Origin of the sequence: Streptomyces triticirhizae, assembly GCF_003696235.1 — a bacterium.
Classification (GTDB): Bacteria; Actinomycetota; Actinomycetes; order Streptomycetales; family Streptomycetaceae; genus Streptomyces; species Streptomyces triticirhizae.
Genome location: NZ_RFFJ01000147.1, coordinates 1 through 15,565, shown reverse-complemented (window position 1 = coordinate 15,565; position 15,565 = coordinate 1). Strand labels below are relative to the sequence as shown.

Sequence of the window (15,565 nt, the reverse complement as noted above, 5' to 3'; positions counted from 1 at the left end):
GGCCAAGGAGCGCGCGCGGGAGCGCGGCGCGCTGGTGCGGCAGCGCCGGGAGGCGCGCAACGGTGGCCTGCGCTCCGGGGCGCGCGCCGGCGGCCGCGATCCGCTGCCGCTGGGCGCGGCGGTGGCCCGGCTCTCCGTCGAGCGGGGCTGGGAGATGCCGCTGGCCGTCGGCGGAGTCCTCGGCCGCTGGCCGGAGTTGGTCGGGCCCGAGGTGGCACAGCACTGCGCGCCGGAGAGCTACGACGAGGAGAGCCGGGTGTTGACGGTGCGCTGCGACGCCACCGCCTGGGCCACCCAGCTGCGGCTTCTGGCCCCCCAGCTGCTCGCGCGGCTGAACGCCGATCTCGGCCGGGGCACCGTGAAGTTGATCAAGGTGCTCGGCCCCGCCGCCCCGCACCGCCCCCCGGGACGGCTGCGCGCTCCCGGGTCGCGGGGGCCGGGTGACACCTATGGGTAGGGCTGGACGCGGGTGATCGGGAGTGATCCCGGTCACGTCCTCGGAGGTTGACAGGTGGAAGCGCTGAGCGCCGTTGTGAACGGACCAGGGGCCCCGGTCACATATGGGGAGTCGTCGGAGGCCGGTTGAGGGCGGCACATGGGGGCTGAGAGCCCGGCAAACCGCCGTTACGGTTCGCGCTAGCGGTAGACTGGCGACTACCGCCCCGTTGCGGACCATGTCGAACGACGCAGCCGCTCCCCAGAGCCGGAGTCGGCTTGTGCTGTGCCAGAAAGGGCGCTTCGTGGCCGATTCCGGCGATGCCAACAAGAACACTCCGTCCTCCGCCGATTCGACGGACGTTCCCCCCTCCTACGACGCCAGCGCGATCACCGTGCTGGAGGGGCTGGACGCGGTCCGCAAGCGGCCGGGCATGTACATCGGGTCCACCGGCGAACGCGGGCTGCACCACCTGGTCGCCGAGGTCGTGGACAACTCCGTGGACGAGGCCCTGGCCGGCCACGCGGACCGGATCGACGTCACGATCCTGGCGGACGGCGGCGTCCGCGTGATCGACAACGGCCGTGGAATCCCGGTGGACATGGTGCCGTCGGAGGGCAAGCCGGCGGTCGAGGTCGTGCTCACCGTGCTGCACGCCGGCGGCAAGTTCGGGGGCGGCGGCTACGCCGTCTCCGGCGGCCTGCACGGCGTCGGCGTCTCCGTGGTCAACGCGCTGTCCAAGCGGGTCGCCGTCGAGGTCAAGCGGGACGGCTACCGCTGGACCCAGGAGTACGAGCTGGGCGTCCCCACCGCCCCGTTGGCGCGGAACGAGGAGACGGACGAGACCGGGACCACGGTCACCTTCTGGGCCGACGGCGACATCTTCGAGACCACCGACTACTCCTTCGAGACGCTCTCCCGGCGCTTCCAGGAGATGGCGTTCCTCAACCGTGGTCTGACGATCACCCTCACCGACGAGCGGGCCGCCGCCAAGCAGACCTCGGGCGCCGACTCGGCCGCCCCGGCCGACGACGACAAGCCGCGCTCGGTCACCTACCACTACGAGGGCGGCATCGCGGACTTCGTGCGCCACCTCAACTCCCGCAAGGGCGAGCCGGTTCACGCCTCGGTGATCGAGATCGAGTCCGAGGACGTGGAGCGGAAGATCTCGGTGGAGATCGCGATGCAGTGGAACACCCAGTTCAGCGAGGGTGTCTACAGCTTCGCCAACACCATCCACACGCACGAGGGCGGCACCCACGAGGAGGGCTTCCGGGCGGCGCTCACCGCCCTGGTGAACAAGTACGCCAGGGAGAAGAAGCTGCTGCGCGAGAAGGACGACAACCTCACCGGCGAGGACATCAGGGAGGGGCTCACCGCGATCATCTCGGTCAAGCTGGGTGAGCCGCAGTTCGAGGGCCAGACCAAGACCAAGCTGGGCAACACCGAGGCCAAGACCTTTGTCCAGAAGATCGTTTACGAGCACTTCTCGGACTGGCTCGACCGGAACCCGACCGAGGCCGCGGACATCATCCGCAAGGGCATCCAGGCCGCGACCGCCCGCGTCGCCGCCCGCAAGGCCCGCGATCTGACCCGCCGCAAGGGCCTGTTGGAGACGGCCTCGCTGCCCGGCAAGCTCAGCGACTGCCAGTCCAACGACGCCACCAAGAGCGAGATCTTCATCGTCGAGGGCGACTCCGCCGGCGGCAGCGCCAAGTCCGGGCGCGACCCGCAGTACCAGGCGATCCTCCCGATCCGGGGCAAGATCCTCAACGTGGAGAAGGCCAGGATCGACAAGGTGTTGCAGAACACCGAGGTCCAGGCGCTGATCTCGGCCTTCGGCACCGGCATCCACGAGGACTTCGACATCTCGAAGCTCCGCTATCACAAGATCATTCTGATGGCGGACGCCGACGTCGACGGGCAGCACATCAACACCCTGCTGCTCACCCTGCTGTTCCGCTTCATGCGGCCGCTGGTCGAGGCCGGCCACGTCTACCTGTCGCAGCCGCCGCTCTACAAGATCAAGTGGGGCCGCGACGAGTTCGAGTACGCCTACTCGGACCGCGAGCGGGACAGCCTGATCCGGCTGGGCCGGGAGCGCGGCAAGCGGATCAAGGAGGACTCGATCCAGCGGTTCAAGGGCCTGGGCGAGATGAACGCCGAGGAGCTGCGGATCACCACCATGGACATGGCCCACCGGGTGCTGCGCCTGGTCACGTTGGATGACGCGGCCGCCGCCGACGACCTGTTCTCGATCCTGATGGGCGAGGACGTGGAGGCCAGGCGCTCGTTCATCCAGCGCAACGCCAAGGACGTTCGGTTCCTGGACATCTGACGCCGGCCATCCGGCTCCCCACCGCTGTTTGAAAGGAATCGACCTCCAGCATGGCCGACGAGAACCTCCCCACCCCGCCGACGTCCGACGTCAACGAGACGGGCGCGCTCCGCATCCAGCCGGTGACGCTCGAAACGGAGATGCAGCGCTCGTATCTCGACTACGCGATGAGCGTGATCGTCTCCCGCGCGCTTCCGGACGTGCGCGACGGGCTCAAGCCCGTGCACCGGCGCGTCCTCTACGCGATGTACGACGGCGGGTACCGGCCGGAGCGCGGGTACTACAAGTGCGCGCGCGTGGTCGGCGACGTGATGGGCACCTACCACCCGCACGGCGACACCTCGATCTACGACGCCCTGGTGCGGCTCGCCCAGCCCTGGGCGATGCGGATGCCGTTGGTCGACTCCAACGGGAACTTCGGCTCCCCGGGCAACGACCCGGCCGCCGCCATGCGGTACACCGAGTGCCGGATGGCGCCGCTGGCGATGGAGACACTCCGGGACATCGACGAGGAGACCGTCGACTTCCAGGACAACTACGACGGCCGGAACCAGGAGCCGACGGTGCTGCCGTCGCGCTTCCCGAACCTGCTGGTCAACGGCTCGGCCGGGATCGCGGTCGGCATGGCCACCAACATCCCCTCGCACAACCTGCGGGAGGTGGCCGCCGGCGCCCAGTGGTATCTGGAGCACCCGGACGCCGAGCCGGACGAGCTGCTGGACGCGCTGATCGAGCGGATCAAGGGCCCCGACTTCCCGACCGGCGCGCTGGTCGTCGGCCGCAAGGGCATCGAGGAGGCGTACCGCACCGGGCGCGGCTCCATCACGATGCGGGCCGTGATCGAGGTCGAGGAGATCCAGGGCCGGCAGTGCCTGGTGGTCACCGAGCTGCCCTACCAGGTCAACCCGGACAACCTCGCGCAGAAGATCGCCGAACTGGTCAAGGACGGTCGGGTCTCGGGCATCGCCGATGTGCGCGACGAGACCTCGTCCCGCACCGGCCAGCGGCTGGTGATCGTGCTCAAGCGGGACGCCGTCGCCAAGGTGGTCCTCAACAACCTCTACAAGCACACCGACCTCCAGACCAACTTCGGCGCCAACATGCTGGCGCTGGTCGACGGCGTGCCGCGCACCCTCTCGCTGGACGCGTTCATCCGCAGCTGGGTCGCCCACCAGGTGGACGTCGTGGTGCGCCGCACCCGCTACCGGCTGCGCAAGGCCGAGGAGCGGGCGCACATCCTGCGCGGTCTGCTGGCCGCGCTGGACGCGATCGAGGAGGTCATCGCGCTGATCCGCCGCAGCGAGACGGTGGATGTCGCGCGCCAGGGGCTGATGGGCCTGCTGAGCATCGACGAGATCCAGGCCAACGCCATCCTGGAGATGCAGCTGCGCCGGCTGGCCGCCCTGGAGCACCAGAAGATCACCGCCGAGCGGAACGAGCTGGAGGGGCGCATCCGCGAGTACAACGCGATCCTCGCCTCGCCCGAGCGGCAGCGGCAGATCATCGGCGAGGAGCTGGCCGCGATCGTCGAGAAGTACGGCGACGACCGGCGGACCAAGCTGGTGCCCTTCGAGGGCGACATGTCCATCGAGGACCTGATCGCCGAGGAGGACATCGTCGTCACCATCACCCGTGGCGGCTATGTGAAGCGCACCAAGACCGACGACTACCGGGCGCAGAAGCGCGGTGGCAAGGGCGTGCGCGGCACCAAGCTCCGCGAGGACGACATCGTCGACCACTTCTTCGTCTCCACCACCCACCACTGGCTGCTGTTCTTCACCAACAAGGGGCGGGTCTACCGGGCCAAGGCGTACGAGCTGCCGGACGCCGGGCGGGAGGCGCGCGGGCAGCACGTCGCCAACCTGCTGGCCTTCCAGCCCGACGAGCAGATCGCCGAGATCCTCGCCATCAGGGACTACGAGGCAGCGCCCTACCTGGTGCTGGCCACCAAGTCCGGGCTGGTGAAGAAGACCGCGCTCAAGGACTATGACTCGCCGCGCTCCGGCGGCGTCATCGCGATCAACCTCCGCGAGATGCCGGACGGAAGCGATGACGAACTGATCGGAGCCGAGCTGGTCTCGCCGGACGACGATCTGCTGCTGATCAGCAAGAAGGCCCAGTCGATCCGGTTCACCGCGACCGACGACTCGCTGCGCCCCATGGGGCGGGCGACCTCGGGCGTGAAGGGGATGAGCTTCCGCGAGGGCGACGAGCTGCTCTCGATGAACGTGGTGCGCGCCGGCACCTACGTCTTCACCGCGACGGACGGCGGCTACGCCAAGCGGACGCCGGTCGACGAGTACCGGGTGCAGGGCCGGGGCGGCCTCGGCATCAAGGCCGCCAAGATCGTGGAGGACCGGGGCTCCCTGGTGGGCGCCCTGGTGGTGGAGAGCACCGACGAGATCCTGGCCATCACGCTGGGCGGTGGGGTGATCCGCACGCGGGTCAATGAGGTGCGGGAGACCGGCCGTGACACCATGGGCGTCCAGCTGATCAACCTCGGGAAGCGGGACGCCGTCGTGGGCATCGCGCGGAACGCCGAGGCTGGTCGGGAGGCCGAGGAAGTCGAGGCCGAGTCCGCCGACGAGGCTCAGCCGGAGTCCGCCGATGGCACCGTGGCCGTGGGCGAAGAGGAGTAGAGCGTGAGTGGAGCCATGGGCGCCCCCACGGGCGGCGGCGGGAACGACGGCGGCGTGCCGCTTCCCCCCGAGAACCCGCCGGGGGGCGGCTATGGCTCGGGCCCCGGGGAAGGCGCACCCTGGACCCAGGAATCCGCAAGCGACCCTTCCCATGGGGGAACCACCATGACCAGTGCCAGACCGGCGGACTCCTCGCACCCGCAGGGCCGTTCGCAGGGCTCGGGCCAGGGGTACGGCACCCCGACCCCGCCCGAGCAGCAGCACTACCACCCGCCGCAGGCCTACCCGGCGCCCCCGGGCGCCGCGCCCACGGTGGGACAGCAGTCAGCGCAGCGGCCCCGTTCCGGCGGCGGTTCCCCGGCGGGGCCCGCGACGTCGGGCGGCGGCGTGCGCCGGCCGCGCACGGGGGCGCGCACCGTTCCGCGCGTCCGCAAGGCGCGGCTGCGGGTGGCCAAGGCCGACCCGTGGTCGGTGATGAAGGTCAGCTTCCTGCTCTCCATCGCCCTGGGCATCTGCACCGTGATCGCGGTCGGCGTGCTGTGGATGGTGATGGACGCCATGGGCGTCTTCTCCACCATCGGCGAAACGATCACCCAGGCGACCGAGACCGACAGCGAGAGCGGCTTCGACCTGGAGGCGTTCCTCTCGCTGCCCCGGGTGCTCATCTTCACCACGGTGATCGCCGTGATCGACGTGGTGTTGGCCACCGCGCTGGCCACGCTGGGCGCGTTCCTCTACAACCTCTCGGCGGGCTTCGTCGGCGGCGTCGAGGTCACCCTCGCCGAGGACGAGTAACGGGGACGCGCGAGGGTCGGCGGGGGCCCGCTGCCAGGGCCCTTACCGATTTGGGCGCGGGGGCGGGCATACGCTAGCCTTGCCGTGCACGCGGGGCTATAGCTCAGATGGTTAGAGCGCATCCCTGATAAGGATGAGGCCACAGGTTCAAGTCCTGTTAGCCCCACCAGCGACAACGGCCCCGACCTGATCTGGTCGGGGCCGTTCTCTGTGTGCTGCCGGCCGAACGGGCGGCGTCCGGGCGCTGGTTCAGCCGCCGACGGCCTCGGCGACGGCGGCCACCAGCTCGCTCTCCCGGGCCCCCGGCGTGGTGGGGACGCCGACCGCCTCGGTGTAGGTGGCGCTCACCACCAGGACGCGGTTCCCCGAGACCACCCGCGACTCCAGATAGCCCTGGCTGGTGTCGAGCCGGGCCCCGTCGCCGATCTCCGGCGCGTTGAACTCCTCGGCGGGAGGCGCCCAGTTCTCCACGAACGTCGGGTCGGTGTACACGACGACGCCCAACGACGCCTCGTCGCCGGCGAAGTCGCAGCGCAGGCCGCCGGCGTCGTTCATCACCGTGCGCACGGCGGCGGGTTCCTCGCCGATCACCTCGGCGGCGTGGGCCAGGTCGACCTGGGCGCACGGGCCCTCGGGCTCGCCGTCGGGGATGACCAGCTCCTCCGGCGCTCGCTCCAGGGCCTCGAAGGCGATCGTGGCGACGGCCTCGCCCAGTTCGGCGTCCGGGATGGCCGGCATCCCGCCGGGCGCCTCGTCGTAGGTGTAGGAGACGACCAGCCCGAGGTCGCCGTCGATGGCCCGCAGTTCACGGGAGCGGACCGCCCCGCCCGGCGCGGTCAGCGCGAGCACCTCGGCGCGGTCGCCGAGGCCCTCCACCGGGCCGGTGTCCGAGCCTTCGAAGGCGGCGAAGAACTCCCCCTCCTCGGTGCCGGCCACCAGGTGGACCCACAGGCCGGAGAAGCCGGGAACGTCTTCGGCGTAGTAGCCGCAGCCGGCCAACCGCCCGCCCTGGGCCCGCGGCCCGATCGACCGCCCGGTGATGTACAGGGTGGGAACGCCCAGGGTGTCGGCCAGTTCGGCGGGCTGGAACAGCCCGCACTCGTCGAAGCCGGGCAGGGCGGCAGGCTCCTCGGACTCCTCTTCCCCCGGCGTCCCCCGGCCGCCGTCCTCGGTGGCCTCCGCGCCACCGCCCGCGTCGTCCCCGGCCGGCCCCGCCGGGTCGATCGTGCCACCGCTCGAACAGCCCGCCAGCAGGGCCATGGCCCCCAGCGCGACCGCCAGTCGAGAAGGCCATCTCATTGCGCACTCCAGGATCGTGGTACTCAGACTCGGGCGCGAGCGTCGCCGAGGGCGCTTTCCCGGCGCTTTCACGCGGCGGCCGGGGAGGCCCGAGGCCGGCCGCGGCGGGGCGAGTTCAGGGGAGACGGGCGGGGAGGGGGAGGCCCGTGGGGGCCTCGGGAGCCGGTCGACCGACCGCTTCGCGGCAGGACACGATTGGGTATCATCGGGCGCCAAGGTCCGATCACGTTGAAGAAGGACGAGGTAGCGCGGTGAAGAAGCTCCTCCTGGTAGCGGTGGCCGCCATCGGCGGACTGCTCGTCTACCGCCAGATCCAAGCGGACAAGGCCGAGCAGGATCTGTGGACGGAGGCGACCGACTCCGTGCCGGCCGGCTCCACGGGCGCCTGACGTCCGCACCACGGACTGAACAGGACTCACGCCGCCCCCACGCCCCGGCCGCCCTCAGGCGGTGGGGCGCGGGGGCGGCGTGCCGTTTCCGAGCCGGGCGGTGCGGCGGGCGCGGTGCGCCGGGTTGTAGCCAGACCGTGACGCCCCCCGTTGTCCGTGTGCGACCGCGAACTCGTACGGTGCTGAACGTGGTGTAGGCACGACCCGGCGGGGCGCCGGAGAGTTGGGGGACGCGAACGATGCGCGTCAGCGCGGGTGTTGCGGCGATCGGCTGCTCGCTGTTGCTCCTGGGGCCGCTGGGATCGGGGGCGGCGGGGGCCGCCGCCCTGCCGGGCACCTCGCCCGAGCGGCCGGGGCCCCGGGCCTACGCGTTCGCCCCCGACGCCGAGGCGGTCGAGGGCACCGCCTCCAGCGCCGACGCGCCCACGCTGGCGGCCGGCGGGATCTACACCGACGAGATAGGCCCGGGCGAGACCCTGCACTACGCGGTCGACCTCGACGCCGGCTCCAGCGCCTATCTGACCACCGTCGCCGCCCCCGAGCCGGGCGCTCCCGTCGCCTCGACCGACGGCATCGACGTCGAGTTGCTGACCACCGACAACGAGACCTGCTCCTCGGACAGCCGCGACTTCGGCGGCGGGCTCAACGTCTCGGCCCGGCCGATCAGCGCCTCCGCCGACCGCACCGTCGCCCAGGGCGCCGAGTGCCAGCGCGCCGGGGCCTATGTGTACACCGTGACCAGGAGCGAGGGCGGCGACGGCGCCGTCTGGCCCATCGAGCTGCGCTTCGACCAGGAGCCGCAGCTGACCCGACTGCCCGAGGCCGCGCCCCCGTTGGAGAGCTGGGAGACGGAGCAGCCGAGTCCGGCCACCGGCGAGGCGGTGCGGGTGGCGGGCGGCACCGGGTTCAACGACGCCCAGCCCGTCGGCGAGGGCGTGTGGCGCGACGACATCGCCGCCGGCGCCACCCTGGCCTACCGGGTCCCGGTGGACTGGGGCCAGCAGCTCGCGTTGACCCTGGACCTGGGGAACGCCGCCGGCGTCGACGAGTACGCGATGACCTCGGCCCAGCTGACCGTCGAGCTGTACAACCCGGTCGCGGCGCGGGTCGGGGACGCGGCCACCGAGCGGTACGACGGGGAACAGCTCAGCCTCTCCGCCTTCACGCCGGGCGTCGCCTACGGCAACCGGTTCGAGGACGGCGCGGAGCGGCTGCGGTTCGCGGGCTGGCACTATCTGCTGGTCACGATGGGGCCGGAGTTGAGCCAGCTCACCGATGACCCGGTGGGAATGACCCTGCGGATCTCCCTGGAGGGCCAGGCCGAGGCGGGCCCGGCCTACGCCTCCGACCCGGTCCAGGCCGGGTTCGGGGTGAGCGAGGAGATGGTCGAACAGGCCGAACGGGGACTCACCGACGCGGAGTTGGCCGCCGAGCAGGCCAGCGAGGACAAGCGGCTGCGGGGCTATGTCTCGCTGGGCGTCGGGGTGGCGCTGGGCCTCGGGATCGGCGCCTGGTACCTGGTCGGCCGGCGCCGCGCGCTGGCCGCCGCCGGGCCGCCGGCGTGACGGGACGGGCCGTCGGCGCGGCGGGACGGGCCGCCGGCGTGACGGGACGGGCCGTCGGCACGGCGGGCGGGGCAACGGGCTGGCGGGCGGGGCGCGTTCAGGCGGTCAGCAGCGACCAGACGCCGAAGACGACGCAGAGCCCGGCCAGTAGCAGCACCGGTATCGCCACCGCGCGCGGCGGTCCGGGGCGCCTGCGCACCGGCATGGGCCCCGTCGTGCCGTGCGGCGTGGGCGCCGCGGGTGAGACGGCGGTCAACGAGCGGGTGGCCGGCGCACCGGGCCGGTCGGCCGTGGCCTGGTCCCCCACCGTCTCGGCCGAGGCCGGGTAGGGCGCGGGGCCCATCGCCGGGGTGGCGCGCGAACTGCCCGCCGAACCCTGCGGCCTGGGCGGCGCCAGCCGGAAGCTGCCGGTCGCCGACGCCTCGTCCTCGGCCGGCCGGGACGGCGCGCCGGGGGACGGCGTGCCAGGGCCGGGCTCGGGCCCGCCCGGTCCGTAGCCGGGGGGCAGCGGCCCGATCTGGTCGAAGATCTCGACGACCTCGCCCTCCAGCGTGGAGTCCGGCAGCAACTCCCGCGCCGCCGCCAGCGCCTTCCGAACGCCCGTCGCCGTGCGGAACCTGGCCTCGGGCGCCGGCTGCAACAGCGTGCCCAGCACCTGCCACAGCGGCTCCGGCACGCCCGAGGGCGCGGGCGGCAGCCCGCCGGCGAACTGTTCCAACAGCGCCTGGGAGTCGGGCTTGACGGCGGTCAGCAGGTAGAGGCCGACCAGGCCGACCGCGTACAGGTCGGCGGGGAAGTCCGGCTCCGCGCCCTCAAGCTGCTCGGGCGCGAAGTAACCGGGCGTGCCGACCACGTAGTTGGCCTCGGTCAGGCGCGGCTCGCCCTTGCGCATCGCGATGCCGAAGTCGGAGAGCCGCAGGTGCGGGCGGTTGGTGCCGGTCGCCTCCAGCAGGATGTTGGCCGGCTTGATGTCCCGGTGCACCACGCCCTCGTCGTGCACGGCCTGGAGGCCGGCGAGCAACTGGTCGAGCAGCAGGCAGACATGGCTGGGCGGCAGGGGACCGTAGTCGCCGATCAGGTGGGAGAGGGAGCCGCCGGTCATCAGGTCCATGGTGAACAGGACCTTGTCGTCGTCCGCGGCCCAGCTCGCCGGCGCCAGCACATGGGGATGGTCGATGCGCAGCGCCTGTTCGCGGACGAAGCGCAACAGCGTGTGGGCGTCGGACTGTTGGAGCACCTTGGCGGCGACATAGCGGCGCCGCCGGTGGTCGAAGGCACGCCAGACCGCTCCCACCCCGCCTCGTCCTATCGGGTCGACCAGCTCGTACCGACCCGCGAAGATCTCGCCCATGGCGTCGTGTCCGCTTCCGTCCGTCGTTCGTTGGTCCGGCGTCGAGGCCCTCGGACCGGTGCTCAGCCCTGGTGGCTCTCGTAGTGTTCGATGGCCTCCCGCGTTCTGGCCACGCCGTACACCCGCAGGAACTCGGCCAGTTCGGGGTGGCTGTCGCCCAACAGCCGGGCCGCGCTCTGGATCTCCGTCGCGTCGGCGACCGAGCGGAGCAGCGCCTGGATCTCCCTGACCACCCGCTTGCTGGGGTTGGCGGGAACGGCGGCGGGGCCGGAACGGGTGGAGGAGGCGGTGGGGCCGAGCACGTTGCCGCCGGCGGTGCGGCGGATGTCGTCCATCGCGCCGGTGGCCTCGGCGGCGCTCACCCGGCCGGCGCGCACCTCGGCGGCCAGGTCTTGGAGGGCGCGTACCCGCTGCACGACGGCCGGGTTGCCGATCTTCGCGCGTTGCCCGCTCATCAGCTGGGAGAGCATGGGCGCCGACAGTCCGAGCACGCCCGCGAGGCGCGCCTGGTTGAGCCCCAGGTCGGCGATCAGCCGCCGGAACAGTGTCCCCAGGGGCTCCCCGTACCAGGTGGTCTGCTGTTCCCTGGCCTTCTCGGTCGACTCTTGTTGGACCGCGTCCATCGTCTGTCTCCCCTGTCTCCCCTGATCGCTTCACGTGAGCGAAGTTGCGCGTCATCCTACGGAGGGAGCCTTCCCCGGTGCGATACCCGGTCGGCCTCACGGGAGAAGATTGGGTAATCTTGGCTCTGCCCTTCTCGAAGGCGCGTCCGGGGCCTTAGCTCAGTTGGTAGAGCGCCGTCTTTGCATGGCGGATGTCAGGAGTTCGACTCTCCTAGGCTCCACAATCAGATGCCTCTGACCCGCGGAAACGCGGGTTCTGGGGCATTTCTGCCGGTTGGCGGGCGCGTTGGTTCTCATCGGGCGTCAGGGGCAGCCCCTGGTTCCGGACCGGAGGGCTCCGTCGGCGGGCCCGGACCGCTTCATCGGACCTCAGGGGCACTTCTGACCGGCGTCAAGCCTTGGGCCGGCGTGCTCAGTGATCGGCACTGCCGGGTGGGGCGACCCCTTGCGCGGGTTGGCCGGTGAGGGAGGCGATCATGTCGAAGTCGCCGTCGTAGTGGAGGATGGTGACGCGATTCTGCTCGGCCGTGGCGGCGATGAGCAGGTCGGGGAGCGACAGGGCCCGATGGAAGCCTGTGTTGAGGGCGTGCCGCTGGATCTCCAGGGCGCGGGTGAAGCTGTCCTCGTCGGTGCGCGGGTACTCGAAGGGCGTGGCGCTTGAGGGTTCCATCGCGTCCAGGGCGTCGAAGCCCTCCTGCCGCAGGCGCCGCTTGACGGCGTCTTCCATGGCCAGACGGACGGCTTTGGCCTTGGTCCTGGTGCCGAAGATACGCATGGCCTCGGCGACCATGTTGTCGTCCAGGTCAACAACAGTACGAGCCACGGAGACACCTCCCGGACAGTTCCGCACTGGCGCCATCAGGCGCTGGCGTCAGGAGCCGACTGATCCGGGTTCGGCGGGCCGCGTGGCGAATCCTTGATGACGGGGTGGGGAACGTTCTCTCCGCGCGCTCCTCAGGGCGGGCTCGCGCGCCGATACTCGCGGATGGCCCACTCGTCCCACGCCGTCCCTGGAGGCACCGTGGCGCACGTTCCCCCGTCCCCTTCCCCTTCCTTCTCCTTGTCGCCCGAGTCCGGCCGGCCGACGCGCCGCGTCGTCGGTGCCGCCGCCGTGGCCGGAGCGGCCGCCGGGCTGCTCGTCGCCGGCTCCGCGCGGCCGGCCGCCGCGCACGGCCGGCCCCGGCCGCCCGCGCCTCTCCCACAGGCCCACGCCCACAACGACTACGAGCACCCGCGCCCGCTCCTCGACGCCCTCGACCACGGATTCGGCAGCGTCGAGGCCGACATCTGGCTGGTGGACGGGCAACTCCTCGTCGCCCACGACGAGGTGGACCTCGACCCCGCGCGCACGCTCGAAGCGCTCTACCTCGACCCGCTGGCGGCCCGCGTCCGCGCCAACCGGGGCACGGTGCACCGGCGTTACGGCCCGGACTTCCAGCTGCTGATCGACATCAAGACGCCGGGCGACGCGACCTACCGCGAGCTGTCGCGGCGGCTGCGCCCGTACCGCGCGCTGTTCAGCTCCGCCGCCCTGGGGCGGGTGCGCACCCGCGCCGTCACCGCCGTGATCTCGGGCGACCGGGCGGCGCGGGCGCCGATGGAGGCGGAACGGGTGCGGTACGCGTTCTACGACGGGCGGCCGGAGGACCTGGGCAGCGCGGCGCCCGCCTCGTTCGTCCCGCTGATCAGCGCGAACTGGACGAGCCTGTTCACCTGGCTGGGCAGCGGCGAGTTCCCCGCCGCCGAGCGCGAGACGCTGCGCCGCTATGTGGCCGCCGCGCACGCGGCCGGGCAGCGCGTCCGCTTCTGGGCCACGCCCGACCTGCCGGGCCCGGAGCGGGAGGCGGTCTGGCGCGAACTGCTCGCGGCCGGCGTCGACCACCTCAACACCGACGACCTGCCCGGGCTCGCCGCCTTCCTCGGCGCGCAACGAGACGGGCGTCGCCGGTCCGGTCGATAGACGCCCGACTCCGCCCGGGGCGCCCAGGGTTCGGCCGGTCCTCGCCGCCGAGAGCGACCCCGGGCGGAACGGTCGAAACCGCCCCCGGCGGCGGTGAAACCGGGCTGAAGCCGTTGGGAAGCCGGCGGGGCGCACGCTTCCCGCATGACCACCACGCACCCCCCCGGGCTCAGCACCCCGACCGGTCAGTCGCCGGACGCCTCCAGCAGCTCCTCGGGCGGGGTGCGGTCGGCGTTCACATGCTCGGTGCGCTCCAACTCGCCCCAGACGATGTACCGGTAGCGCGAGGTGTACACCGGGGTGCAGGTGGTCAGCGTGATGTAACGACCGGCCTCCGTCGCGCCCGACTCCTCGGGGATCGGGTCCAGCACCTCGATGTTGTACTTGGAGGTCTCCGGCAGGATCGCGTAGGCGCGGTAGATGTACCAGGTGTTCTTGGTCTCGAAGACGATCGGGTCGCCTTCCTCTATGTCCTGGATGTCGTGGAACTTCGCCCCGTGGCCGTCGCGGTGCGCGGCGATCGAGAAGTTGCCCTCCTCGTCCCAGGGCATCGACGACTGGACCGGGTCCGTGTAGTAGCCGGCGACCCCGCCGTTGAGGGTGTCCGGGTTGGTCCCCTCCTTCACCAGGATCTCGCTGCCGCTCATGGTCGGAACGTGGAGGAACCCGACGCCGTCCTCCGGCTCGAACTCCCGTGGCGGCGTGGTGTCGTCGGCGTCCTCCTCGGGCTGCGCGGCCCACTGCTCGCGGACGGCGTCGCTGTCCCTGGCGGCCTCCTGGTTGGCGATCACGTTCGTCCACCAGAGCGAGTAGACGACGAAGAGGCCCAGCACGACGCCGGCGGTGATCAGCAGCTCCCCGAAGACCCCGACGACGGCGGCGATCCGCCGCCGCGCGGCGCTGGGCGCGCCCCGGGACGCCGACGCGGCCCCCGGGGCCGCGTCGGCTATGCCGGCGGAGCCGGCCCCGGCGGCCTCGCGGGTTGCTGTGTCGGCCTCGCCTTCGGCGTCGGCGTCGGCGTCGGCCGCGCCGGCGGGCCGGCCGGTGTCGTCGGTGCCGGACGTGTCGTCGTCTGCGGCGTCCGCGTCGCGTGCGCCGGAATCGTCCGCGCCGGACGAGGACTTGGCAACGCCATCGCCTGCGGCGTCAGCGCCGCCGGCGTCGGCCGCGTCAGCGCCATCCGCGCCGCCGGCGTCGGCCGCGCCATCGCCTGCGGCGTCAGCCGCGTCCGCGTTGCCGGCGTCCGCGTTGCCGGCCTCCGGGCCGGCCGCGTCCGCGTCGTTGTCGCCCTGAGGCGTTGGGTTCTCGTTCTCCTCGGGCACCGCCGGTGTCCTCCGCTGTCGTTCCGTCTTCGGTCAGTTGACGAGGGCGTCCGGCATTCCCTCGGCCCGAGGTCGTTCCTCGGCCAGCTCGCCCCAGACGATCAGGCGGTACGTCGAGGTGAACTCCGGCGTGCACGTGGTGAGGGTGACGTAGCGGCCCGGGTCGGTGAAGCCGCCCTGTTCCGGGATGGGGTCGAGCACGGCCGTGTTGGACGGCGAGGTGGAGTCGAGACGGCTGCGCATCTCGTAGGTGTAGTACGTGCTCTCCGTCTCGATCACGATCGGGTCGCCCGGCTCCAGGTTGTTGATGTAACGGAAGGGCTCGCCATGGGTGTTGCGGTGCCCGGCCAGGCCCACGTTGCCCTCCTCGTCCCACGGCATCGCCGTGGGCAGCCCGTCCTCCTCCGTGTAGTGGCCCACCATCCCGTTGTCCAGCACGCTGCCGGGGTCGACGCTCTCCGCGACCGGGACCCGCACGTCCAGCGTCGGCAGGTAGAGGATCGCGAAGCCCTCGCCCGCCGAGAAGACCCCGGGGTCGCGGTTCTCCTCGCTCTCCTCCCCGCCGCCCGACTCCTCCCAGCGCTCCTGGAGTTCGTTGGCCTGGCCGTTGGCGTGCGCCCTGGCCTCGACGTTGGTCCACCACAGCTGGTAGACGACGAAGAGCAGCAGCAACACCCCGGTGGTGATGAAGAGTTCGCCGATCACATTGCTGATGGCGGTCCCGGTCTGCCGGGCCGCCTTGGCCGCCGCCTTCGCGGCCTTGCGGCGGGCCGCCCGCCCGCCCGTGATCTCCGGCTCGGCCGGCTGCTCGGCCGGGGCCGCGCCGCCCCTGCGCCCGCCGCCCCTGG

General features: G+C 71.9%; 13 protein-coding genes and 2 tRNA genes. 9 read left to right on the top strand and 6 right to left on the bottom strand.

The genetic code is table 11. The features are described from left to right. From EBN88_RS21840 to EBN88_RS21820, 5 genes are all read left to right on the top strand, one after another. Nucleotides 1–457 (top strand): DUF721 domain-containing protein (locus tag EBN88_RS21840; protein ID WP_122185611.1); only part of this gene is annotated, 457 nt, incomplete at its 5' end. Between the two features lie 259 nt (nt 458–716). Then, nucleotides 717–2,774, top strand: a complete 2,058-nt coding sequence (gene gyrB / locus EBN88_RS21835; protein WP_122185610.1) for a DNA topoisomerase (ATP-hydrolyzing) subunit B — start codon at nt 717–719, stop codon at nt 2,772–2,774. Nucleotides 2,775–2,824: 50 nt separating this feature from the next. Continuing rightward, complete coding sequence (gene gyrA / locus EBN88_RS21830) at nt 2,825–5,413, top strand: DNA gyrase subunit A (RefSeq protein ID WP_122185609.1); 2,589 nt, start codon at nt 2,825–2,827, stop codon at nt 5,411–5,413. Between the two features lie 165 nt (nt 5,414–5,578). Then, nucleotides 5,579–6,208, top strand: coding sequence for a DUF3566 domain-containing protein (locus EBN88_RS21825; RefSeq protein ID WP_122185608.1), 630 nt, complete (start codon nt 5,579–5,581; stop codon nt 6,206–6,208). A 92-nt stretch (nt 6,209–6,300) separates the two neighbouring features. Next, nucleotides 6,301–6,377 (top strand) — tRNA-Ile (locus EBN88_RS21820). A gap of 80 nt (nt 6,378–6,457) precedes the next feature. Here the strand turns inward: EBN88_RS21820 and EBN88_RS21815 are convergent. After that, entirely contained in the window at nt 6,458–7,507 is a 1,050-nt protein-coding gene (locus EBN88_RS21815; protein ID WP_147472794.1) for a DUF3558 domain-containing protein, read from the bottom strand. 251 nt (nt 7,508–7,758) lie between these two features. Between EBN88_RS21815 and EBN88_RS21810 the strand changes: the two genes are divergently transcribed. Both EBN88_RS21810 and EBN88_RS30710 read left to right on the top strand, forming a co-directional pair. Then, a complete protein-coding gene (locus tag EBN88_RS21810; protein WP_170184714.1) occupies nt 7,759–7,896 on the top strand; it encodes a DLW-39 family protein in 138 nt (45 codons plus the stop codon). Between the two features lie 239 nt (nt 7,897–8,135). Beyond that, a complete protein-coding gene (locus tag EBN88_RS30710; RefSeq protein ID WP_158621477.1) occupies nt 8,136–9,461 on the top strand; it encodes a hypothetical protein in 1,326 nt (441 codons plus the stop codon). Nucleotides 9,462–9,558: 97 nt separating this feature from the next. Here EBN88_RS30710 and EBN88_RS21800 read toward each other — a convergent pair whose 3' ends face one another. Continuing rightward, entirely contained in the window at nt 9,559–10,812 is a 1,254-nt protein-coding gene (locus EBN88_RS21800) for a serine/threonine-protein kinase (RefSeq protein WP_122185605.1), read from the bottom strand. 62 nt (nt 10,813–10,874) lie between these two features. Then, nucleotides 10,875–11,435 (bottom strand): helix-turn-helix domain-containing protein, encoded by a 561-nt coding sequence (locus tag EBN88_RS21795; protein WP_122185604.1) that lies wholly within the window; start codon nt 11,433–11,435, stop codon nt 10,875–10,877. Between the two features lie 148 nt (nt 11,436–11,583). Here EBN88_RS21795 and EBN88_RS21790 point away from each other — a divergent pair. Beyond that, a tRNA-Ala gene (locus tag EBN88_RS21790) sits at nt 11,584–11,656 on the top strand. Between the two features lie 191 nt (nt 11,657–11,847). On the opposite strand, the gene EBN88_RS32055 is transcribed toward EBN88_RS21790, so the two are convergent. Beyond that, entirely contained in the window at nt 11,848–12,258 is a 411-nt protein-coding gene (locus tag EBN88_RS32055; protein WP_233580838.1) for a type II toxin-antitoxin system VapB family antitoxin, read from the bottom strand. Nucleotides 12,259–12,546: 288 nt separating this feature from the next. On the opposite strand from EBN88_RS32055, the gene EBN88_RS21775 reads away from it, so the two are divergent. After that, the gene (locus EBN88_RS21775; RefSeq protein ID WP_407703447.1) at nt 12,547–13,395 is read left to right on the top strand and encodes a phosphatidylinositol-specific phospholipase C/glycerophosphodiester phosphodiesterase family protein; all 849 of its coding nucleotides are present in this window, start codon (nt 12,547–12,549) and stop codon (nt 13,393–13,395) included. Between the two features lie 185 nt (nt 13,396–13,580). Here the strand turns inward: EBN88_RS21775 and EBN88_RS21770 are convergent, their stop codons facing one another. Both EBN88_RS21770 and EBN88_RS21765 read right to left on the bottom strand, forming a co-directional pair. After that, complete coding sequence (locus EBN88_RS21770; RefSeq protein ID WP_122185612.1) at nt 13,581–14,345, bottom strand: class E sortase; 765 nt, start codon at nt 14,343–14,345, stop codon at nt 13,581–13,583. A 405-nt stretch (nt 14,346–14,750) separates the two neighbouring features. Further along, nucleotides 14,751–15,565: class E sortase (locus tag EBN88_RS21765; RefSeq protein ID WP_147472793.1), on the bottom strand; the 815-nt coding region annotated here is incomplete at its 5' end.

What these genes read in the sequence shown, in the direction of transcription:
- EBN88_RS21800 (WP_122185605.1), bottom strand. Translation starts at nt 10,812, where the DNA reads ATGGGCGAGATCTTCGCGGGTCGGTACGAGCTGGTCGACCCGATAGGA.
- EBN88_RS21825 (WP_122185608.1), top strand. Translation starts at nt 5,579, where the DNA reads ATGACCAGTGCCAGACCGGCGGACTCCTCGCACCCGCAGGGCCGTTCG.
- EBN88_RS30710 (WP_158621477.1), top strand. Translation starts at nt 8,136, where the DNA reads ATGCGCGTCAGCGCGGGTGTTGCGGCGATCGGCTGCTCGCTGTTGCTC.
- EBN88_RS21815 (WP_147472794.1), bottom strand. Translation starts at nt 7,507, where the DNA reads ATGAGATGGCCTTCTCGACTGGCGGTCGCGCTGGGGGCCATGGCCCTG.
- gyrA (WP_122185609.1), top strand. Translation starts at nt 2,825, where the DNA reads ATGGCCGACGAGAACCTCCCCACCCCGCCGACGTCCGACGTCAACGAG.
- EBN88_RS21795 (WP_122185604.1), bottom strand. Translation starts at nt 11,435, where the DNA reads ATGGACGCGGTCCAACAAGAGTCGACCGAGAAGGCCAGGGAACAGCAG.